Below are 20,044 nucleotides of genomic sequence, written 5' to 3' on the forward strand. Positions count from 1 at the left end.
CAGGCCTCCCGCGCTCGCGGCCGATATGATCATCAGCCCCCGCCGAGTGTCCCGCACGACGAAGCCCAACCCGAACGATGGTTCACCCGCCGGGCCGCTACTGCACATGCTCTCCCGGGTGTCCCCCGAACTGTGCAAAAGGGCGGCGGTTGACATCTCCCACGCCAGGGGCGGCTAGGCCTTTGGGGCTACCCGAACCCGCGCCCCACCGTAGGAGGTACGCCCCCATGGCAGGCAGATCCCGTGCGCTCGCCCGCAACGCCGCCCTGGTCACGCTCGGCACACTCGTCCTGACCGCGCTCCACCCGGCCGCGTCGGCCCAGCCGCCGTCCGGCCCCGCCCCCAGTGCCGCCCAGACCCTCGGCGCCGACAAGCCGTCCGCCCAGGTCCTGCGCGCGCTCGAGCGAGATCTGCGCCTGACGCCGACTCAGGCGTCCGCCCGCCTGGTCAACGAGGCGGAGGCCGGAACCCGGGCCGGCGTCCTGCACAACGCCCTGGGCACCCGCTTCGCCGGCGCCTGGGTCAAGGGCGCGACCTCCACCCAGCTGAGCGTCGCCACCACCTCCCGTGCCGACTTCCCGGCCATCCGGGCCCAGGGCGCCAAACCGGCCCTCGTCCGCTGGACCCTGAACGACCTGCGCACGGCCCAGAGCAAGCTGGACAAGGCGGCCGCCCACCGGATCACCGCGAACACCCCCGTGTGGTACACGGACGCCCGCACCAACCGGGTGGTCGTGGAGGCCAGAAGCCGTTCGGCGGCGGCCGCGTTCGTCAAGGCCGCCGGCGTCGGGGCCGACCGCATCCGCGTTCGCGTCACGGCCGACCGCCCGCGCCTGCTGAAGGACCTCGTCGGCGGGGACCCCTACTACATCGACGCCACCGCCCGCTGCTCCATCGGATTCTCCGTCACCAAGGGAACGCAGCAGGGCTTCGCCACCGCCGGCCACTGCGGCAGGCCCGGGGCGAAGACCACCGGTTTCGACCAGACCGACCAGGGCACCTTCCAGGCCTCCACCTTCCCCGGCAAGGACATGGCCTGGGTGGGCGTCAACGCCAACTGGACCGCCACCCCCGACGTCAAGGCGGACAACGGGCAGACGGTGCAGGTCGCCGGCTCGGCCGAGGCACTGGTCGGCGCGTCCGTGTGCCGCTCCGGTTCCACCAGCGGCTGGCACTGCGGCACCATCCAGCAGACGGACGCGACCGTCAACTACGCCGAGGGCACCGTCAACGGCCTGACCCAGACGAACGTGTGCGCCGAACCCGGTGACTCCGGCGGCCCCTACATCTCCGGCGCGCAGGCGCAGGGCACCACCTCGGGCGGCTCCGGCGACTGCACCAGGGGCGGCACCACCTTCTTCCAGCCCATCAACGCGACGCTCGGCGACTTCGGTCTCACCCTCAAGACCACCGGCCAGACCGCCGCCTCGCAGACCCCCGGCACGACCGACGCGTGGAGCGCGGGACGCGTCTACCGGGTGGGCACCACGGTGACGCACGGACTGGCCCGCTACCGCTGCCTGCAGACCCACCAGGCGCAGACCGCCTGGGCCCCCGACGCCACGCCGGCCCTCTGGCAGCGTCTGTGACACCCGCTCTCCGCCCGGGCACGGCACCACGTTGCGCCCGGGCGGAGCCGGTACGGCGCTAAGCGTCCGCCAGCAGTCCGTACGCGGTCGCCACGAACGGGTCGTTGGCGCGGAACCGCCGCGTGCACACCGCCACCAGCGCGGTGGCGGTGTCCGGTCGAAACCCCAGGAACGCCTGTTGGCCGAGCGTGGCCCCGCTGTGGAAGTACAGCGGCCCACCAGCGGTCGGATGCCGGAACCAGCCCACCGTGTGCACATGCCGGTGCCCCAGCCCGCGCCGCAGCACGGGACGCCGTACCGCACCGAGAGCGCCCTCCAACGGCGAACCGGCGGGCCGGAGGTGGGCTTCGAGGAAGGTGAGCAGGTCCTGCGGGGTGGCGCGCACGGCACCCGCGGCCTGGAAGCCGCCCGCGTCGAAGGCCAGAGTCGGCGTACAGCCGTCCTTGCGGTGCCCCACCGCGTCGGCGCCCGGCTCGTCCGGCCGCATGGCCGTCTCGCCGAGGCCGAGGGGACGCAGCAGCCGCGTGGACAGCAGGTCCTCCCACGAGGTGTTCGTGGCCGTGGCGAGCGCGTGCCCGAGGACGGCCACCCCGAAGTTGGAGTAGTGCCAACGCGTTCCGGGGCGGTGTCGGCCGCGATGCCGCAGGAACGCCTCCACGACCCGCCCGGAGGGATACCGGCCGTAGGGGTTGGTGTGCCAGGCGGGCAGGGCACGTACGTAGAAGTCCGACGGCAGCGCGGGCAGCCCGGCCGTGTGGGTGACGAGGTGCGCCAGAGTGACGGGCGACCTCGGAGCCGGCCGTCCCGGGGCCAGGAGCTCGCCCGCCGGCTCGGCTCCGGTCACGACACCTCGCTGGATCAGTTCGGTCAGCAGCAAGGCGGTGAACGTCTTGGTGGCCGAGCCGATTTCGTACCGCAGCTCCTCGCGGGGGCGCGCGGGGGGAGGGGCGGTGCCGCCGCAGCGCACCAGGCGCTGCCCGCGCCGGGACGCCGCGAAGACGACATCGGGTGCGTCGACCGCTTCGACGGCCGCCGCCAACTGTCCGCCGAGGTCTCCATCGTCGGCTGCCTCGGCCGAGGGCGGACCGAGGTCGAGGTCCTGGCCCGGCCACAACACCGTACGGCCGCTCATGACGCCTGCGCGAGCGCGGTCAGGGAGCGGGAGGTGGCCAGTGCGGAGGCGAAGGCGGCGACCAGTGTCGGGTGGTAGACGAGGTCGAACAGTTCGTCGCCGTCGGCGGCCGGCGTCTCGCGTACCGCGGGCATGGCACCGTCCGCCCGCTGCGCGGCGGCGAAAGCCGCCCAGGCGCGTCCGTCCAGCGTGGGAGCGGGCAGACAGGCGTCCACGACGAGGAGTTCGCCCAGCAGGTCCCAGCGGCGCAGATCCAGCCAGTCGTCGATCCAGACCGGCAGCCATGCTGCGAGGTAGTCGGCGAGGCGGGGCGGCAGCCCCTCCGGGCTCTCGCCCCAGTCGGTGAGATGGAACACGGCGTGGGTGACGTCGTAGGCGATGTGCCCCTCCACCGTCCACGGCTCGGGCGTCCGGGCCAGCCATGTCGCCGCCAGCGCCTCGCCTTCGGGCGGGCGCGGATCCAGTCCGAAGCGGCGCTGGAAGGCGGAGAGGCCGAGCCTTCGGGTCGGGGTGGTCTCGAACGCCGTCCAGCTGTGCAGACGATGGTTGAGTACGGCGGCCTCCTCCACCTCTGGCCGGCTGTAGCCCAGTTCGCGGAAGGGCAGGTACACCTCGAAGGGGATCGGCGAGATCGGTTCGGTGCGCTGGCCGCGGACCAGCATCCGTCCGCCGTCCAGCGTCTCGCGCCAGACGTGGTCGAGCAGTCGGCGGGCGAGCTCGGCCTGCCGTGAGCCGGCCACGCCTTCACGGAACAACACCTTGCAGACCAGGGCGAGTTCCCCGATCGGTTTGAACCGTTCGAGGAAACCGATCTCCGGATCCACCTCCGGCTCGAGCCGGAAGCCGTCACGGTGGGCCCACAGCCATTCCATGGCGCGAACTCCCACGGTGTGCAGCAGACGCGTGTCGGTCATCCATATTCTCCTTGCCCGCGGTGCGCCGTGAGACCGGCCGCGAAGGCGGCCATCAGGGTGGAGTGGTAGGTGTGGGCGAAGTCGCCGGCACCGGACGCTTCTTCCGGCAGGCCTCCGGAGGGCAGCTGCGCGGCGGCGATCCGCGTCCAGCCCTCGTGCGTCGTCGCTTCGTCGGGCGGATGCGGCAGGCTTGCCGCCACGGCCAGCAACTCGCAGCTCAGATCCCACATCCCGGCCTCCAGACAGGTGGCCAGCCAGGCCGGCAGCCAGTCCCTCACGTATTCCGCCAGTTCGGCCGGCAGACCCGGTCCGCCGCGCCCCCAGTCGGTGAGGTGGAAGACGACGTGGGTGAGGGCGTAGCCGGAGTGGCGCTCGAACGTCCACGGCTCGGGCAGTCCGCCCAGCCACGTCCGTTCCACCACCCGCTCCAGCGGTGCGCGGCCGGGAATGCCGCTGTGCCGTTCGGCCAGTACGACGCCGAGGCGCCGGGTGGGGTCCTGTTCGGCGAGCTGCCAGCCTCGGGTGCGGGCGACGGTGGCCGCCCGCGGTTCGTAGTCGGGATGACGTAGTCCCGCCGCGGCGAACGCGGCGTAGACCTCCAGCGGGTAGGTGGCGAACGGCTCGGCCTGCTGCAGGCGTACGAACAGTGCGCCGTCGTCGGTCTGGTGCCAGGCGAAGGTGAGGAGGTCCTGCACGCGCGCGTGGAGCGGGTCGGAGGGCGGGGTGTGCAGGGAGAGAGTGGCGCACACCTGTGCCAGTTCGCCCAGGGGTTTCCAACTGGCGTTGACCGGGCCCTCGGGGGAGAGGGCGTCGGCGCCCAGGGCGAAGTGGTGCTGATGCTCGGTCAGCCAGCTCAGCGCGGTCTCCTCCACCCGCCTGACCGGGTGCGCGGTCACACGAGTACTCCCGTGCCCAGCAGCCGCGCGGCACGCACCTGAAGCAGCACGCGCGCGTCGCTGCCGCCCATCAGCTCCACGAAGTCGAGCCCGGTGCCCAGTCCCAGGGTGTCGGGCACCTTCTCCAGCGTGGCCAGCCAGCGTCCCGCTCCGGCCGCCTGCAGCCAGTCGCGGCGGCGGACGGCCCGTACGAATCCGCGGGCGACGTCGAGTGTCCTGTCGCGTGCCGCTCTGGTCACCGCGCACTCCAGCCCCGGTAGTGCGAGGGGTGCCAGGACGGCGAGTTGGTGGGTCAGAAAGGGCCAGGGAACGCCGTCGATCCAGGCGGCGTCGGGTGCTTCCGGTGCGGCGCCGGACACGTCGATGAGCCCCGCCGCGCGGGCCATCGCCCAATGGCTCCACAGGACGGTGGGCGCGGCCTGCGGACGTGGCGGAAAGGCGTCCAGTGTGCCGGTGACGAGGCCGATCCGGTCCTGGGTGAGCGGCGCGCGGTGCAGCAGGGCCGGCATCAGCAGGTCCGCGCCGAGGACGCGGGCCGCGGCGAGCTCCAGGTCGCGGCCGGGGCCGCCCGCCGGGTCGGCCGGCGGGGCGTGGCCTCCGCCGTGAAGGTCGGAGACCACGCTCGAAGCGAGGTCCTGCACCGCGCCCTGCAGGAGGGCGGTAGTACCTGACTGCTTCATGGGGTTGCTCCCGTCGCTGTGCTCAGCCCTTCTTGGGCCGCGGCGTCGGCGGCGACAGCAGGAGGGATGTCGTGCCGGACGAGAGCGCCAGTGCGGCGCATTCCCTGCTGTCCCGGTACACGCCGTCCGGCTCGGTGGGGTCGAGCACCGCCTCAAGGTCGACGTCACGCACGCGGACCTCGTCGGTGATCTTCTGTGGCGAAGCCATACCACCATCTCCTCATGTGGTTGTGGGTTCGGCTCACACCCCTAGTGTCCCATTCGCCCCATATGACACGGAAAGAATGGAAAAATAGCACTTCCATGTTCAACTTCCAGCGAGTCAGCGACCGCCGACCGGTCGCACCACGCGCGTCGTGGAGACCGCGCCCGGCAACGCTTGCCGGCCCGTGAGCAGGCCCTCGCCGGAAGGATCGCCCTCGAGGTGCTTGTCGAAGAAGGCGAGGGCGTAGGCGGTCAGCGCGTCCTGCTGTGTCCGGGGGCCGAGTTCGTGGTCGGCGCACGTGCTGTCGTCCTCACCCAAGGGGGCGGGAGGGGTCCACTGCGTGTTGAAGAAGTTGTGGTTGCCGTCGCGCAGGGAGACGGAGTAGGCCGGTTGACCGGTGAGGCCCTCCACGTCGTCCAGGTACTGCTGCCCGCGCTCCCCGACGGCGCCGTCACACCCGGAGGTCACCACGGCGACCGGAGTCCGCGTGATGAGCGTGTCGCTGTTGTCCCCCTCCGGGACGTCGAACTTCACCGGCGCCAGGGCCAGTACGGCGCCGATGCGCACACCGCCGGGAACCTCGCTCCGGTGCTTGTCCGAGGCCTCCCACATCACGCCCTTGCCGGCGCGCGAATGCCCCAGCGTCCCGACCCGCTTCATGTCCAGATGCCCGCGCAGCACGGGGAGTTGCCGGGCCAGCGGACCGCCGCCCAGGTCGAGTCGCCGTAGCAGGCGCAGATGCTCGTTGATCAGACGCGCCCGGTCCCCGTAGTCGAACGACGTCATGTTGATGCCGTCGGCGCTCAGGGAGACGACGACGAAACCGCGCGCCGCGAGCGCCTGCCCGAGATAGTCGTAGCCCCGGTAACTGGGGTACGGCTCACCCTTCTCGCACGGCCAGCTCTGGGCGCCGGTGTCCGTGCACGCGGACCAGGAGCCGTGCGACATCACCACCACCGGCAGCCGCCCCCGCAGCCGGCCCGGATAGTGCACCACGGCGCGTACCTCGCTGACCGTGCCGCTCTGCGGATCGGTGAAGGCGCTGTCGCCCAGGTCGTACGAGGCCGTCAGCACCCGCGTGCCGGCGTCCGCGTCGACGGCGGCCGGCGCCGCCACGGCGTTCGCGGCGGCCGCCGTGGCCGAGGACGTGAGCCCGGCCAGCAGCAGCACGGCGGCCATCAGTGCCCCGCCCACCGGCAGACGTAATCCGGCGGGCCTGCTCGCTCGTCTCGTCATCTTCGTGACTCCTTGTCGTCCAGCCGCACAGGGAGGCGCCCCAGTGCTCGTCCCGCGGCGCCTGCTTGCCGCCGCACTTCTGGAGACGAACCAGGAGCCTCATGGGTTGGACCGACTTCCTTGCGTCACACGGGAGTTACGGCAGCGGTGTGCCGCCGGTCGCGTTGAGGATCTCCGCGGTGATGAAGCTCGCTTCCTGGGAGGCGAGATAGACGTACGCCGGGGCCAGTTCGGCGGGCTGCGCGGGACGGCCCATGGGGGCCTGTTTGCCGAACTCCGCCGTGTCCGGCATCGTGGCCGGGATCAACGGTGTCCAAACCGGCCCGGGCGCAACGGCGTTGACGCGGATGCCGCGCTCCGCGACCATCTGGGCCAGCCCCTGCGTGAAGGTGACGATCGCGCCCTTGGTCATCGCGTAGTCCAGCAGATGCGGACTGGGCTTGTACGCCTGTACGGACGTGGAGTTGATGACGCTGCCGCCTTCCGGGATGTGCGGCAGGGCGAACTTGGTCAGCCAGAACATCCCGTACAGGTTCGTTCGCATGACGCGGTCGAACTGCTCGGTGGTGATGGCCTCGATGCCGTCGGGCTGCGACATCTGGAAGGCCGCGTTGTTCACCAGGACGTCGATGTGCCCGAACTCCGCGACGGCCCGGTCGATCAGCCCCCGGCAGTTGTCCTCCTCGCGGATGTCGCACGCGACGGCGACCGCCTTGCGGCCCGCGTCCTCCACCAGCCGCGCCGTCTCCCGCGCGTCGTCCGCTTCCTCCTCCAGATGCGTGAACAGTACGTCCGCACCCTCACGCGCGAAGGCCAGGGCCACGGCCCGTCCGATACCGGAGTCCCCGCCGGTGATCACCGTCTTGCGGCCGGACAGACGGCCGGTGCCGCGGTAGGACTCCTCACCGTGGTCGGGCGGCGGGTCCATCGGCCCGGTCCAGCCCGGATGCGGCTGGTCCTGGGAGGGGAACTCGGGCTGGGGATGCTGGGTGGTCGGGTCCTGCTGCGTGTTCTGCTCGTCGCTCATGCCGGCCTCCTGTTCGTCCGGGCGGTACGCACAGGCCACTGGGTTCCCGGATCCCCGGCCCCGAAAAGCCGCCCGGCCGCCTACGACCGCCCAGGCCGGCTACCCGCCGCAGTCGCAGATCTCGGCGGTCCCGCCGGACCACAACGAGGTGCCCCTGCGCGAGTCGGCAGCCGAACGCGGGCGGTGCCGTCCGCCTCTCCCGCCCTGCCCGGAACGGGAAGAGGGCCGCAGCCGCTGCCGCCGGGTCCTGATCACCGCGGTGTGAAGGGTGGTACGGACCGTGTCGGGAAGCTCACCGTCCTCGGCCCACCGCAGGACGTGCTGGGCGATCTCCCTGAGCTTGATGTTGGTGTGCTGAGAGACGAACTGCAGTACCTCCCAGCCCTCCTGGGAACGCAGACGCGCCGCGGCCATCAGCACCCCGATCGCCTGGTCGACGGCGGCGTGCGAGACCAGCGCCTGCCGCAGCTGGTCGACCTCCTCCTGCAGCGCGGCGATCTTGTCGGCCGCATCATCTGCTGGGGCCATGTGAGGCTGCCTTCCCGTTCCCTGCTCACAGAGCCGCACCGGCGGCGAACGTCAGCACTGAGTCACTCCTGTCCACCCTCTGTTGCACTGATCACGGGTGCCAGCCGTATAACGAAGACTCGCGGGGGCAGTAGCCAGAAAACGAAACCTGCCCGCCGCCGTCGGTGCACGGACGGCGCAGGCGCCCCGCGAAACCGTCCTGACCTGCGGTGACGGGTCGTTCAACCAGTGAGGGGAGAAGGCCGACGTGCAGACGCTCACCTTCGACAGCGACGACCTCGCCCGGACCGAGGAGTTCCTCAGCCGCGCCTACGCGAAAATGCGCATCGGCAACGGCAGCCAGGACAGAAGCCGCGCCCGGATCAGCCGCGGCACCCTCGGCCCCGTCACGGTCGACGAACTCGACCTCGACTTCGACATGAGCTACTCGGTCACCCCGCTGGGCCGGATCTGCCTCTGCCTGGTCCACGAGGGCACCATCCAGGACCACCGCTACCAGGGCGTCGAGGACGCCTTCGGCCCCGGTGACGTGGTGTCCTTCGCCCCGCCCGAGCTGCCGTACGCCGGACGCATCTGCAGCGCCCGCTACAACATCACGATGCTCGATCCGGACGTGCTGTCGCAGGTGGCCGCCGGCGGCGGGTCCGGTGGTGCGCCGGTACGGCTGACCGGTCACCGGCCGTACTCCCCGGCCGCCGCGCAGCGGCTCGCGCACACGATCGCCTACCTGCGCGACCACGTCCTGGCGGACTCCGGGGACGGCGAGCATCCGCTGATCGTCTCCACGGCCGCACAACACCTGGCAGCGACGGTGCTGGCCACCTTCCCCAACACCGCCGTCACCGATCCGACCCCCTCCGACCGCCTGGACGCCCACCCGGTGGCCCTGCGCCGGGCGCTGTCCTACATGGACGACCACGCGGACGAGCCCCTCACGGTCGCCGACATCGCCGCCGCCGCCCATGTCACCGTCCGCGCGCTCCAGTACGCCTTCCGCCGCCACCTGGACACCACCCCCCTGGCCCACCTGCGCCGGATCCGCCTCGCCCACGCCCACCAGGAGCTCACCGACGCCGACCCCACCCGCGGAGCCACGGTCACCGACGTCGCCGCCCGCTGGGGCTTCCACCACCCCGGCCGCTTCGCGACCCTGTACCGCCAGGCCTACGGCCGCTCGCCGCAGCGGACGCTGCGGGACGGGTGACGCCTGAAGGGCCGGGGTCGGCCGACCGGCGAGGTCAGGGTCCGGGCCCCGGGTCGGGGTGCACGGCCGACTTGATCCCGGCGCGCGCCGCTTCCAGCTGGGCGGCGAAGGCGATACCGAGAAACAGGGCGATCCCGGTGACGTTCGCCCACAGCAGCAGGGCGATGAACGCGGTCAACGGGCCGTACACGGCGCCGAACGCCGCGCTCTCGCCGATGTACAGGGACAGCAGCAGGGTGGCCGCGACCCACAGCACGAGATGGACAGCGCTGCCGAAGGCGAGCCACGTGTAGCCCGGCTGCCTGCGCCGCGGCGACCATCGGAAGATCACCGCCGACGCGATCCACGCGAGCGCCAGCCCCACCGGTATCTCCAGTACGTCCCACCACCGGCCGCTCGCCCCCGGTGCGCCCAGGACCTCGGCGACGGCCTCTCCGACCGCCTCGCCCGCCACGAGCACCACGAACCCGAGCACCAACGGCAGGCCGGCAGCCACAGAAAGCAGCAGGGCACGGCCGTACTTGCGCGGGAAGGGGCGGTCGCGTTCGATGCCGTAGATGCGGTTGGCGCCCCGCTCGATCTGCCCCATCGCCGAGGTGAGGTTCAGCAGGGCGAAGGCCAGTCCCAGCCACAGCGCGAGGGTGCTCCAGACACCGCCGTGCGCGGTGCGCCGCGTTCCGGCGAACGCCTCGTGCAGCACCTGGGCGCCGGTACCGGGCACGATGTCACCGAGGGCACGTTCGACGACCCGGCCCACGGCGTCGGTGTGCACGGACGTGGCCAGACCTACGAGGGCCAGCGTGAGGGGGACCAGTCCCAGCACGATCTGGAAGGCCAACGCCCGGGCGTTGGTGAAACCGTCGGCATAGCGGAACCGGGCGAAGGAGTCCAGCAGCAGGCGATGACCGCCGTAGTGCCGCAGCGCGGTCAGCGCCTCGTCACCGGAGAGCTCCTCCCCGATCATGTCCTTCGTCTGGGGGACATGGACGGCGGTTCCCATCGCGCACAGACTCGTCAGCGGGCGATGCGGTGCCTGCGTCCTCCGCGGCGGAAGCGCATGGCCCCGTACGCGAGGTCGGCGAGCAGCAGGACGGCGCCGATGATCAGCAGGTAGAAGAGGCCATGCGCGGCGAATCCGATGATGCCCAGAACGAGGGCCACGAGGATGAGGAGCAGGAACAGACTCATCGGCGCTCCCGGCGCTTTCAGGGGTCAGCGGCGGGCGAGACGGCGTTCGCCGCCCGCCCCGGTCGAGTAGTCGAGCTCGTAGTGCGCGAAGATGTCCGGCTCGTCGGTGGCCGGCAGTTCGCCGTCGGTGTCGATGGTGGGGGCCTTCTTCACCACGTCCTTGGAATAGGTGATCTTGAGGTACCCCGGGCCGACGGTCGCGCCGGACAACGGAACGAACACCAGGCGGCGGCGGGTGGGCAGACCCACGGTGACCGTCGCGAAGAAGGGTAGGTCGGTCCCGGTGTCCACGTAGACCGCTTCCAGCGTGCCGATCTTGTGGCCACCGGGGTCGACCACGTCGTGTCCGCGCCATTCGCGGATGTCGCCTGCCTCGAACATCATCAGCCTCCGAAGCTGGGGGTACCCCCGATCGTGGCATTGATGTCTGCGCGCCACCGCCCCGGAAAGGCCGTCAGCGCATCACCCGCGGGCCCTGTTCGCCGGCCGGCGCCTCGGGTCCTGCGGCTCGCGCGGTCGCCACAGCCCGCGAGGAATTGTTCACGCCCTCCGTGCGCTGTTGTATGCGCAAGGACGGGACGCCGACGGCATGGGCGATCAGCGCGAGTGACCGAGGCGACAGACAATGGGAGGAGCCGACATGGCGGCACAGACGCAGCGGGCCGTGCTGGCGGGCGGATGCTTCTGGGGAATGCAGGACCTGATCCGCCGGCTCCCGGGCGTGACCGCGACCCGGGTCGGATACACCGGGGGAGACGTGCCGAACGCGACGTACCGCAACCACGGCACCCACGCGGAGGCCATCGAGATCCTCTACGACCCCGAGGTGACCGACTACCGCACGCTCCTGGAGTTCTTCTTCCAGATCCACGACCCGAGCACCAAGAACCGCCAGGGCAACGACATCGGCCTCAGCTACCGCTCCGCGATCTACTACGTCGACGACGAGCAGAAGCGCATCGCCGAGGACACCATCGCCGACGTGGACGCCTCCGGCCTGTGGCCGGGCAAGGTCGTCACCGAGGTCGAGCCGGTCGGCCCCTTCTGGGAGGCCGAGCCCGAGCACCAGGACTACCTGGAGCGCTACCCCGACGGCTACACCTGCCACTTCCCCCGCCCGGGTTGGCGCCTGCCCGCCCGCACCGAAGGCTGAGCCCTCCGCCCCGGTCGTCGGGCGGGCCCCGTAGGACGGACTGGCCATCAGCGGTGCACGCACCCGCTGTGGCCAGTCCACGCGGGTTCAGCGGCCGCCGGAGAGATCAATGGCTGTGCGTACGCCCGCGGCGTACCGTCCGGGCAGTTCCCATGCCGCGAAGTGACCGCCCACGGGCTCCTCGCTCCAGGAGCGGACGTCGAAGAAGCGGGCCGCGAACTCGCGGGGGGCGTTGACGAGGTCCCGCGGGAAGATCGTGAAGGCGGTCGGGACCTCGATACGGCGGGTCGCCCTCGGCCCGCTGTCGACGTACGGCGTGAAGGAGGTGCCGATCGCGCCGCTGACCCAGTACGCCGTGATCCAGGTGAGCAGTTCGTCCCGGGTGAACACCTTCTCCACGTCGCCGTCGCAGTCCGTCCAGGAGCGCAGCTTCTCGAGGATCCAGGCGGCCAGGCCGGCCGGGGAGTCGCCCAGGGCGACGGCCAGGGTGTGGGGCTTGGTCGCCTGCACGTGCATGTAGCCGCCCTCCGCCCGCAGCCACGCGTGCCCGCGGGCGACGTAGGCCCGCTCGGTGGCGGACAGATCCTGCGGAGGATCGTCCCGATACCGGTGCTGGGACACGTCGGTCAGATGCAGGGCCGCGACCCGGTCGGGGTACTCGGTGGCCAGCACGTCGGCGACGTCACAGCCGACGTCACCGGCCGAGACGACGTACCGCTCATATCCGAACTCGGACATGGCGTGCGCGACCGCATCGGCCATGCGTGCCGAGGAGATGCCCCGCTCCGCGACGGGCGCGGCGAACGGGAAACCGGGCAGGGCCGGGACGACCACATGGACGTCCGGCAGTAGCGGCAGGACCTTTTCGAACCGCAGGACCGAGTCGGGCCAGCCGTGCAACAGCAGGACTGCGACGGCGTCGTCGCGCGCCGCACGCCGGTGAACCGCCCGCACGGGAGCGAGGTCGTGCTCGGCCAGTGCCCAGGGCTGGGCGAGCAGCCGGGCTTCGTGCTCCCGCCAGTCATAGCCGTCGGCCCAGTGGGCGAGCAGGGAGTCGAGGTAGTCGGGGTCCACACCGCGCTGCCACCCGTGGCCCTCGGGCACGTCGACGCGCCGGCGGGCACGCAGGCGCGCGCGGAGGTCGTCCAGCAGGGATTGCTCGACGGGTGGGGGAGCGGCCGTGACGCCGGTCATTCCTGATCCTTCCTGCCGGTTACGACTCGTGCGGTCCTCCCTCGCGACTACCGCGCTTCCCTCCAGCCACACCTGCGCTCCTGACCGGAACGCCGAGAGCGACGTGACCGGTCGCCCGCCTCAGACGGTGGTGTCGGTGAGCCCGACCGGATTGCCGGAAGGCAGCAGTCCCGACGTCCGTACGGCTGCGGCCAACGGAGTGAGCAACTCGGCGAGACGCGCGGTGTCTTCCCGGCCGAGGGCCTGCCAGGGCTGTTCGGCGAGGGAATCGGTCTGCGCCTCGACGGCGTCATGGGCGGCGAGGCCTTCCGCGGTCAGCGCCCCGTCTTCCGTGAGCAGGCCGCGCTCCCGCAGCTCCGCCTCGGCCGCCGCCCAGTCACTCACATCCCACTTGCGGCCCTCGCGCAGCAGCGCGGCGTCGGAATCGCCCGTCGCCGCCTTCAGGGCCATGGCTGTGACGGGGGAGAGGCGATGGGCGACGAGCGTGGCGACGTGTCCGTCACCGCGGTGTTCGCGCAAGGTGGTCAGGGCCTGCCAAAGGCGGGTGTGCGGCTGCCGGGGGCGGTCGAGGGCCTGGTTGGCGGCGGCCAGCGGTCGTCCGGCGGTGTCGGCGGCTTCCGCGGCGTTCCACGCCAGGTCCGCGGCCTCGGCCATGTCCGCCGAGGTGATGACTTCGGGGCCGAACAGGCGCGTCATGGCCGCCTCCATGGCGCGTTCGCGCGCCGCCAGGACGTCGGGTGGGGCGGCGTACCGCCAGGCGTCCGGGAGCGCCCGTGCCACGCGGTCGGGGTGGAAGACGTAGAAGCACGCGGTGACGACGGAGGCGGGTACGGCGCCGAGCGGAGCCGCCCGCAGGGCGAAGTAACCCATCCAGAACCCGCGCATCCCGAGCTCGTCGGCGGCCCGGCGGGCTTCGGGCGCGAAGTAGACGAGATCGTGAACCGGTTCAAGCCGTTCCCACATCGCCCGTGCCGTGCTCGTCCCCATGCCGCATACTCCTGCCGGTCGATCCGGACACGCGTCCCTCAGTGCGCTGCCGACAGCAAGCATGGGTTATGACCGCGGTCATAACAAGCTCCGCGGCCCCTTCAATACATCGGGCCTCTCCCGCTCTGTTGACACCCTCCAGTCGCAACCCTATGTTCCATCGCGAGATAGATCCGATGAATCACAGAGCCGTCTGGAGGCGCCGTGTCCCATCCCTCCGTGCCCGATCCGTCCAGACGCTCCGTCCTCGCCACCGGATCAGCCCTGAGCGGCGCGCTACTGACGGCGGGTCTCGGCGTCCCCCGGGCGTCGGCCGACGAGAGCGGGGCAATGGCGTCCACAGCGCATCCCCCGCACACCTCCGATCCCTGGCGCTCCGTGCTCGAGGACGCGGACATGGTGTGGCAGCGGATGCCGACGGCCTGGTACGAAGGCCCCTTCCTCGGCAACGGCTTCCTCGGCTCCGGCATCTACGCCGAGCCGGGCGCCACCGCGACGGCCGTGCGCTTCAACGTCCAGCACTCCGAAGTCCAGGACCACCGCCCCGAGTTCGGTTCCCTCTTCGGCCTGGCCCGGCTGCCGATCGGCCACTTCACCCTCGAGCCGGTGGGAGCGATCACCGGCGTCGACTGGCGGTTGTCCCTGCGTGACGCCGAGTTGACCGGCACGCTGACCACTGACAAGGGCACCTTGGCGCTGCGCGCCCTGGTCCACAACGACCGTTCTGTCCTGGCGGTGGAAGTGACGCCGAGCGAGGGCGAGCGCGGCTTTCGCTGGGTCTTCCGTCCCGCCGAGGCGATCAGCCCACGAGCCGCCTTCAAACCGCTCCCGGACGGCTACCAGGGCAACCCTCCCGCCCAGGTCGCCGACCACGACGGAGTCAGCGCCGCCGTCCAGCCACTGCTGTCGGGCGGGCAGCACGTCACCGCGTGGCGCCAGCGCTCCACCGGCCGGAGCCGGACCCTGTACGTGCACGTCGCCCACTCCTATCCGCAGACCACGGCCCTGGACCGGGCGCTCAGGACGATCCGCACCACCGCCCGACTTCCCTACGACGCCCTCGCCCTCACCCACCGCGCCTGGTGGCACGCGTACTACCGCAAGAGCTTCCTGTCCCTGCCCGACGCCCGCATCCAGCGTTTCTACTGGATCCAGCTGTACAAGGCCGCCTCCGCCGCCCGCCGCGACGCCCCCGTGATGGCCACCAGCGGCCCCTGGCTGGAGCCGACCCCGTGGCCCAACACCTGGTGGAACCTCAACGCCCAGCTCGAGTACTGGCTCATCCACGGCTCCAACCATCTCGAACTCGACGCCATCACACGGGCGTTGAGCGAGTACCGGGACAACCTCGCCGCCGAGGTGGCGCAGCCGTACCGCGGCGACTCGCTCGGCATCCCCCGCACCACCGATCCCCATCTGGTCAACGGGGCGGCCAGCCCGCTCACGGGATACGGCGTCGGCGTCCCGGGCCAGGACCCGCCCACTCCCGAAGTGGGCGATCTGACCTGGGCGTTGCACAACGTGTGGCTCAGCTACCGGCACACCATGGACACCTCCGTCCTGCGAGACGTCCTCTTCCCCCTCCTCCGCAAGGCGGTCAACTACTACCTGCACTTCCTCGAGCCAGGCCCGGACGGCAGACTCCACCTGCCCGCCACCTTCTCCCCGGAGTACGGCGGCGACTCCCGGGACTGCAACTACGACCTGATGCTGCTGACCTGGGGCTGCCGCACCCTCGTCGAATCGGCCGAACTCCTGGGCGTCGACGACCCCTTGGCGCCCCGATGGCGGGAGGTGCTGGCCAAACGGGTGCCGTATCCCACGGATGCGAACGGCTTCATGATCGGTGCGGACATCCCGTTCGCGAAGTCGCACCGCCACTACTCGCATCTGCTCGCGGTCTACCCGCTCTACGAGGTGACCGGCCGGAGTCCGGACGAACGCGCCCTGATCGAGAAGTCACTGGCCCACTGGGTCGGCTTCGAAGGCGCCCTGCAGGGCTACACCTTCACGGGCGCGGCCTCGATGTCGGCCCTGCTGGGCAAGGGCGACGACGCCCTGCACTACCTCGACGAACTCATGACCCGCTTCATCCAGCCCAACACCATGTACCAGGAGTCGGGCCCGGTGATCGAGACGCCCCTGTCGGCGGCCCAGTCGCTGCACGACATGATCTGCCAGTCCTGGGGCGGCACCATCCGGGTCTTCCCCGCGCTGCCCGCCGCCTGGGCGGACCTGGTCGTGCACGACTTCCGCACCCAGGGCGCCTTCCTGCTCGGCGCCCGCCGTCAGTCCGGCACCACCCGCTGGGTCCGGCTGCACAGCGAGGCCGGCGCCCCCTGCGTCGTACGGCACGGCATCGACGGGCCGGTCGAGGTGCGCGACGAACGGGGTCGCCCGCTCCGGTACACGCAAGCCGGCGACGGAGCGATCAGGATCGCGCTGCACAAGGGCGAGACCGCGCTCATCACCGCGCGCGGTGACCACCCCGACCTGACCATCACCCCCGTACGACCGAATCAGGACGCACCGCGCTGGGGGCTTCCCGCGTAGGGGGGCCACATCCTGGCAGACGATCACAGCTGCCGACCCGCGAGCCAACTTCACCGCACCTTCACATCGCGTCGACGGGTGTGCTGCTGTGCGCCGGGCACCCGGGGTTCACGGAAGGCGATGGAGGGTGGCGTCGTGATCGTCGTGGCGGTGTTGGTGGTTCCCCTGCTGGGTGGGCTGTTGGTCTTGATGGACCGTGTCGAGGACTGGCTGGCCGCGGCGCCCGGCCCCCCGCGGCACGCGCACGCGCGGCGTCATCTGAAGCTGATCCCCGGCGGCTTGCAGAAGTCTCGTGACGTGCCGGAGCGGGAGTCGGCTCGGCGTGAGACGGACGCGGCCTGAGGTGCCGGCACCCGCGTTCACTCGATGCGGTGAGCCGGCGGTAATCCGGGCGCGGCGGGGTAATGGGACGTCGATCAGCCCCCGTTGAGAAGGAGCCGACGATGACTGATGACGCCTACCTGTTCCTGCTCGGCGACGTCTCCGCGCCGCTCGGGGTGCCCCCCGCCGCCGTCGGCGACCTCGCCTGCATGGAGACGCCCGCCGTACGCGCGTGGCTGGAGGCACAGAAGAGCACGCCGACCTCTCCGCGTCTGCGGCTGCTGCCGCCGGAGGAGACCGGGGCCATTCCGGAGGGGGCCGAGCGGCTGCCCGTCCCGCTCAGCGACGAGGAACTCAGCCGCGTCCGCCACCACTTGACACCCGAGCCGCTCGCCCAGGTCGAGCAGAAGCTGCTCGCCTACCGCGACTGCTCCGACGGCCGCGACAGCCTCATCGGCCGCGCCCTCGCCGCCGGCGTCCCGCCGCACCGCATCGTCGAACTGACCGGAGTGGATCCCGCGACCGTCACGGAGGCGGCGCGCGGCTGACGACACGCCTCCACCCGGATCAGTGGTGGACCGGCGTCGCCGTGGACGGCTGCTCCGTCTCGGCCCGGGCGGTGCCTCCGGGGTGGCGCAGCGCGCAGAAGAAGCCGATGCCCAGGGCGATGGCCATGCCGTAGAACACCCACTGGTTGGCCTCGGCGAAGTCCGTGCGGATCGTCGACATCGCATCCCGCATCATCGTCGCCGCCGGACCGGAACCGGTGGGCTGCCGGGCGTCACCGTTGCCCGCGATCGCTTCCGCGACGTCCTGCGCCACGGAGTGCGCGGCGGTCGAGGACAGGCCGCGGGCGGTGAGGCTGTGCACGACGTTGTCGGTCATGGCGTGGTTCAGCACGGTTCCGAAGACGGCGAGGCCGATGCTGGCGGCGTAGTTGCGGACGGTCTGGGTGATGCCGGTGACCTCGCCGTAGGTTGCGTCGATGGAGCGGTTGACGGCGTCCGTCGAGGCGGGGGCGAGGATGAAGCCGATGCCGGCGCCCGCGAGTGCCGCGTAGGGCCACTGGTCGTGCATGGACAGGTCGGTGAGTTTGCCCGCCCACAGGGCGAAGCCGACGGCGCCGACCACGCAACCGATCTTCATGGCCGGTCGTGCGCCCTGCTTGTCCAGGATGCGGCCGCCCCACTGGGAGGCGATCGCGAACCCGGCGAAGAAGTAGAGCAGGAACAGGGCGGCCTGGTTGGGGGAGGCGCTGAGGGAGACCTGGGCGTAGACGGAGGCGAAGAAGAACAGCGGGACGAACGCCAGCATCGCGAAGAACAGCACCAGCGAGTCGACCGTGAAGGCGCGGTCGCGGAAGACCGCCAGGTTGATCAGCGGATGACGGGTTCTCAGCTCGTAGCGGCAGAACACGGCCAGTACGGCCAGACCGCCGATGACGCACCCCCAGGTCGCGGCGCTGTCCCAGCCCCAGGCCGACGCCTGCTGGAAGCCGAGCACGCTCAGACCCATGCCGGCCGCGACCAGTACGGCGCCGACGACATCGAGTGTCTCGTCGCGGCGGCGGTCGGAGATGTGGGCGAGGGCGGTCAGGATCAGGGCGACGACGGCGACCGGCACGTTGACCCAGAAGATCGCGCGCCAGGTCCAGGACGTCAGCCAGCCGCCGAGCAGCGGGCCCAGCGCGGTGAGGGCGCCGGTCAGCCCGAAGAACAGGGCGAGGGCCCGGCCGCGGCGCTGGACGGGGAAGACCGCCACGACCACCGCCAGCGCCGCGGGAAAGAGCAGCGCGGCGCCCAGCCCCTGCGTGGCCCGGAAGACGATCAGCCAGGTCAGCGCGTAGTCGCCCCGGGGGACACAGCCGCACAGCACCGAGGAGACGACGAAGACCAGGGTGCCGATGACCACGACACGGCGCGGGCCGAACAGGTCGGCGAGGCGTCCGCCGAGGGCGAAGAAGGCGGCCAGGGCCAGCAGATAGGCGTTGACCACCCATCGCATACCCGACGCGGTCAGGTGCAGCTCGTAGACGATGTCGGGTGCCGCGATGGACACGATCGTCTGGTCGATGAAGGTCATCGCCACCGCGAACATCATGGCGGCGAGAGCAAGTGACTGGGAGGGCGCGGGAGCGGCGTGAGCTGCCCTGCTCCCGGCGCGTTCGGTGTTTCTACCGATCACCCGACCAGGATGCGCCCACGGTCCCGATGCCGCATCCGATACGGTCTCGACCTGCGTATCTTCACTGTTCCAGGACGACGATCCCCTGCACCGCGCGGCTCAGCACCACCACGCCCGTGACGATCAGCAGGGCGCCCAGCGCGGCCGGCGCCAGCCACCAGCCCGTGCGGATCTCCTCGTCGAACAGCACGACGCCGAGCGCGAGGCTCACCGTCGCGTCGCCGATGGTCAGTGCCGGCTGGGACGCGGCCAGCGGGCCGACCTGCAGGGCGTTCTCCAGCAGGAGCACCGCCATGACTCCGGCCAGGGCGAAGCCGTAGGTCTGCCAGGAGGTGAGGAAGGCCGTGAGGCCGTGGTCGGCGAAGGTGCCCGTCGCCGATTTGAGCAGGGCGGCCGTGACGGCGTTGGCGATCGCGGCGGCGGCCCCCAGGAGGGCGGCCCGCACCGCTGCGGGGCGGCCTTGGCCGGACAGCAGGACGGCGGCGGTCACCGCCCCCAGGCAGGGGCCGAGGCCGAGGATCCATCGTGCCGGCGAGGCCTGGTCGGTGGCCCCGTGCGGGGCGGCCGAGGCCAGGACCAGCGCCAGGCCCGCGACCACGGCGCTCACTCCCCACCAGCCCCAGGCCGGCAGCCGTCGGTGCATCAGCGGCGCGGCGATCATGAGGGCGAAGGGCAGCTCCAGGATGAACAGCGGCTGGACCAGGGCCAGGGGGCCGTTGACCAGGGCCAGGCTCTGGAAGAGCGCGGCGCCGATCACGCCGGCCATGCCGATCACCCAGGCGGGCCGACGGACCAGTTCTCCCAGCAGGCGCAGTCCCCGTTTGTCGGCGGTGGAGGCCGCCTTGCGCTGGAAGGCGGTGCCCATGGCATTGCTCGCGGCGCCCGCGACGGCGAAGACAGCGGCGAACTCGATCATGCGGCGCCTCGGCTGGGAGGTACAGGGCTCTGTCCGGTTTCCCCTTCCGGCCCCAAGCAGCCCCCAGCCTACGAGGCGGGCGGTGCTCGGGCATGCGGGATCTTGGTCGAGGTCTGCATGGCTTCCGCCAGCGGGGC

21 protein-coding genes are annotated in these 20,044 nt (G+C 71.4%); 6 read left to right on the forward strand and 15 right to left on the reverse strand.

The features are described 5' to 3' along the window. Positions 1–227: 227 nt before the first annotated feature. A complete protein-coding gene (locus GRC12_RS08155) occupies positions 228–1,589 on the forward strand; it encodes an alpha-lytic protease prodomain-containing protein (protein WP_208778498.1) in 1,362 nt (453 codons plus the stop codon). A 58-nt stretch (positions 1,590–1,647) separates the two neighbouring features. Here GRC12_RS08155 and GRC12_RS08160 read toward each other — a convergent pair whose 3' ends face one another. The 8 genes from GRC12_RS08160 to GRC12_RS08195 form a co-directional block, all read right to left on the reverse strand. Beyond that, entirely contained in the window at positions 1,648–2,721 is a 1,074-nt protein-coding gene (locus GRC12_RS08160; protein ID WP_208778499.1) for a serine hydrolase domain-containing protein, read from the reverse strand. After that, a complete protein-coding gene (locus GRC12_RS08165) occupies positions 2,718–3,635 on the reverse strand; it encodes a DUF6895 family protein (RefSeq protein WP_208778500.1) in 918 nt (305 codons plus the stop codon). The genes GRC12_RS08160 and GRC12_RS08165 overlap by 4 nt, the downstream gene beginning before the upstream one ends. Continuing rightward, the gene (locus GRC12_RS08170) at positions 3,632–4,531 is read right to left on the reverse strand and encodes a DUF6895 family protein (protein ID WP_208778501.1); all 900 of its coding nucleotides are present in this window, start codon (positions 4,529–4,531) and stop codon (positions 3,632–3,634) included. The genes GRC12_RS08165 and GRC12_RS08170 overlap by 4 nt, the downstream gene beginning before the upstream one ends. Further along, positions 4,528–5,211 (reverse strand): hypothetical protein, encoded by a 684-nt coding sequence (locus GRC12_RS08175; RefSeq protein ID WP_208778502.1) that lies wholly within the window; start codon positions 5,209–5,211, stop codon positions 4,528–4,530. Before GRC12_RS08175 ends, GRC12_RS08170 begins: the two co-directional genes overlap by 4 nt. Positions 5,212–5,233: 22 nt before the next feature. After that, positions 5,234–5,419: a hypothetical protein gene (locus tag GRC12_RS08180; RefSeq protein WP_208778503.1), complete on the reverse strand. Its 186-nt coding sequence runs from the start codon at positions 5,417–5,419 to the stop codon at positions 5,234–5,236. Positions 5,420–5,533: 114 nt separating this feature from the next. Continuing rightward, a complete protein-coding gene (locus tag GRC12_RS08185) occupies positions 5,534–6,652 on the reverse strand; it encodes an alpha/beta hydrolase family protein (protein ID WP_208778504.1) in 1,119 nt (372 codons plus the stop codon). Positions 6,653–6,788: 136 nt separating this feature from the next. Continuing rightward, complete coding sequence (locus GRC12_RS08190) at positions 6,789–7,679, reverse strand: SDR family oxidoreductase (protein WP_208778505.1); 891 nt, start codon at positions 7,677–7,679, stop codon at positions 6,789–6,791. A gap of 99 nt (positions 7,680–7,778) precedes the next feature. Next, positions 7,779–8,207 (reverse strand): ANTAR domain-containing protein, encoded by a 429-nt coding sequence (locus GRC12_RS08195; RefSeq protein ID WP_208778506.1) that lies wholly within the window; start codon positions 8,205–8,207, stop codon positions 7,779–7,781. A gap of 247 nt (positions 8,208–8,454) precedes the next feature. On the opposite strand from GRC12_RS08195, the gene GRC12_RS46675 reads away from it, so the two are divergent. Next, positions 8,455–9,411, forward strand: a complete 957-nt coding sequence (locus GRC12_RS46675) for a helix-turn-helix transcriptional regulator (protein WP_208778507.1) — start codon at positions 8,455–8,457, stop codon at positions 9,409–9,411. A gap of 34 nt (positions 9,412–9,445) precedes the next feature. Here the strand turns inward: GRC12_RS46675 and GRC12_RS08205 are convergent, their stop codons facing one another. Genes GRC12_RS08205 through GRC12_RS08215 form a run of 3 tightly spaced genes read right to left on the reverse strand, consistent with a single transcriptional unit; the run spans position 9,446 to position 10,980 of the window. Beyond that, positions 9,446–10,411 (reverse strand): YihY/virulence factor BrkB family protein, encoded by a 966-nt coding sequence (locus GRC12_RS08205; RefSeq protein WP_208778508.1) that lies wholly within the window; start codon positions 10,409–10,411, stop codon positions 9,446–9,448. Positions 10,412–10,425: 14 nt separating this feature from the next. Next, the gene (locus tag GRC12_RS08210) at positions 10,426–10,599 is read right to left on the reverse strand and encodes a hypothetical protein (RefSeq protein WP_165954784.1); all 174 of its coding nucleotides are present in this window, start codon (positions 10,597–10,599) and stop codon (positions 10,426–10,428) included. A gap of 24 nt (positions 10,600–10,623) precedes the next feature. Further along, positions 10,624–10,980, reverse strand: a complete 357-nt coding sequence (locus GRC12_RS08215; RefSeq protein ID WP_208778525.1) for a PRC-barrel domain-containing protein — start codon at positions 10,978–10,980, stop codon at positions 10,624–10,626. A gap of 259 nt (positions 10,981–11,239) precedes the next feature. On the opposite strand from GRC12_RS08215, the gene msrA reads away from it, so the two are divergent. Next, positions 11,240–11,752, forward strand: coding sequence for a peptide-methionine (S)-S-oxide reductase MsrA (gene msrA / locus GRC12_RS08220; protein ID WP_208778509.1), 513 nt, complete (start codon positions 11,240–11,242; stop codon positions 11,750–11,752). An 87-nt stretch (positions 11,753–11,839) separates the two neighbouring features. Here the strand turns inward: msrA and GRC12_RS08225 are convergent, their stop codons facing one another. Both GRC12_RS08225 and GRC12_RS08230 read right to left on the reverse strand, forming a co-directional pair. Next, positions 11,840–12,946, reverse strand: a complete 1,107-nt coding sequence (locus tag GRC12_RS08225; RefSeq protein ID WP_208778510.1) for an epoxide hydrolase family protein — start codon at positions 12,944–12,946, stop codon at positions 11,840–11,842. Between the two features lie 120 nt (positions 12,947–13,066). Next, on the reverse strand, positions 13,067–13,933 hold the full coding sequence (locus GRC12_RS08230) for an SCO6745 family protein (protein ID WP_208778511.1): 867 nt from the start codon (positions 13,931–13,933) through the stop codon (positions 13,067–13,069). Between the two features lie 204 nt (positions 13,934–14,137). On the opposite strand from GRC12_RS08230, the gene GRC12_RS08235 reads away from it, so the two are divergent. From GRC12_RS08235 to GRC12_RS08245, 3 genes are all read left to right on the forward strand, one after another. Continuing rightward, a complete protein-coding gene (locus GRC12_RS08235; protein ID WP_208778512.1) occupies positions 14,138–16,486 on the forward strand; it encodes a glycosyl hydrolase family 95 catalytic domain-containing protein in 2,349 nt (782 codons plus the stop codon). 135 nt (positions 16,487–16,621) lie between these two features. Next, positions 16,622–16,828: a hypothetical protein gene (locus GRC12_RS08240; RefSeq protein ID WP_208778513.1), complete on the forward strand. Its 207-nt coding sequence runs from the start codon at positions 16,622–16,624 to the stop codon at positions 16,826–16,828. 101 nt (positions 16,829–16,929) lie between these two features. Next, on the forward strand, positions 16,930–17,355 hold the full coding sequence (locus GRC12_RS08245; RefSeq protein WP_208778514.1) for a DUF6003 family protein: 426 nt from the start codon (positions 16,930–16,932) through the stop codon (positions 17,353–17,355). 19 nt (positions 17,356–17,374) lie between these two features. On the opposite strand, the gene GRC12_RS08250 is transcribed toward GRC12_RS08245, so the two are convergent. After that, on the reverse strand, positions 17,375–18,907 hold the full coding sequence (locus GRC12_RS08250; protein WP_208778526.1) for an MFS transporter: 1,533 nt from the start codon (positions 18,905–18,907) through the stop codon (positions 17,375–17,377). A gap of 145 nt (positions 18,908–19,052) precedes the next feature. Continuing rightward, on the reverse strand, positions 19,053–19,907 hold the full coding sequence (locus GRC12_RS08255; protein ID WP_208778515.1) for a DMT family transporter: 855 nt from the start codon (positions 19,905–19,907) through the stop codon (positions 19,053–19,055). Positions 19,908–20,044 lie beyond the last annotated feature (137 nt).

This window comes from Streptomyces griseorubiginosus (assembly GCF_017614965.1).
Lineage (GTDB): Bacteria > Actinomycetota > Actinomycetes > Streptomycetales > Streptomycetaceae > Streptomyces > Streptomyces griseorubiginosus_B.

Excerpts from the sequence above, each read along its gene's own strand:
- GRC12_RS08155 (WP_208778498.1), top strand. The coding sequence starts at position 228 with ATGGCAGGCAGATCCCGTGCGCTCGCCCGCAACGCCGCCCTGGTCACG.
- GRC12_RS08160 (WP_208778499.1), bottom strand. The coding sequence starts at position 2,721 with ATGAGCGGCCGTACGGTGTTGTGGCCGGGCCAGGACCTCGACCTCGGT.
- GRC12_RS08165 (WP_208778500.1), bottom strand. The coding sequence starts at position 3,635 with ATGACCGACACGCGTCTGCTGCACACCGTGGGAGTTCGCGCCATGGAA.
- GRC12_RS08175 (WP_208778502.1), bottom strand. The coding sequence starts at position 5,211 with ATGAAGCAGTCAGGTACTACCGCCCTCCTGCAGGGCGCGGTGCAGGAC.
- GRC12_RS08180 (WP_208778503.1), bottom strand. The coding sequence starts at position 5,419 with ATGGCTTCGCCACAGAAGATCACCGACGAGGTCCGCGTGCGTGACGTC.
- GRC12_RS08185 (WP_208778504.1), bottom strand. The coding sequence starts at position 6,652 with ATGACGAGACGAGCGAGCAGGCCCGCCGGATTACGTCTGCCGGTGGGC.
- GRC12_RS08190 (WP_208778505.1), bottom strand. The coding sequence starts at position 7,679 with ATGAGCGACGAGCAGAACACGCAGCAGGACCCGACCACCCAGCATCCC.
- GRC12_RS08195 (WP_208778506.1), bottom strand. The coding sequence starts at position 8,207 with ATGGCCCCAGCAGATGATGCGGCCGACAAGATCGCCGCGCTGCAGGAG.
- GRC12_RS08205 (WP_208778508.1), bottom strand. The coding sequence starts at position 10,411 with ATGGGAACCGCCGTCCATGTCCCCCAGACGAAGGACATGATCGGGGAG.
- GRC12_RS08210 (WP_165954784.1), bottom strand. The coding sequence starts at position 10,599 with ATGAGTCTGTTCCTGCTCCTCATCCTCGTGGCCCTCGTTCTGGGCATC.
- GRC12_RS08215 (WP_208778525.1), bottom strand. The coding sequence starts at position 10,980 with ATGTTCGAGGCAGGCGACATCCGCGAATGGCGCGGACACGACGTGGTC.
- msrA (WP_208778509.1), top strand. The coding sequence starts at position 11,240 with ATGGCGGCACAGACGCAGCGGGCCGTGCTGGCGGGCGGATGCTTCTGG.
- GRC12_RS08225 (WP_208778510.1), bottom strand. The coding sequence starts at position 12,946 with ATGACCGGCGTCACGGCCGCTCCCCCACCCGTCGAGCAATCCCTGCTG.
- GRC12_RS08230 (WP_208778511.1), bottom strand. The coding sequence starts at position 13,933 with ATGGGGACGAGCACGGCACGGGCGATGTGGGAACGGCTTGAACCGGTT.
- GRC12_RS08245 (WP_208778514.1), top strand. The coding sequence starts at position 16,930 with ATGACTGATGACGCCTACCTGTTCCTGCTCGGCGACGTCTCCGCGCCG.
- GRC12_RS08250 (WP_208778526.1), bottom strand. The coding sequence starts at position 18,907 with ATGATGTTCGCGGTGGCGATGACCTTCATCGACCAGACGATCGTGTCC.
- GRC12_RS08255 (WP_208778515.1), bottom strand. The coding sequence starts at position 19,907 with ATGATCGAGTTCGCCGCTGTCTTCGCCGTCGCGGGCGCCGCGAGCAAT.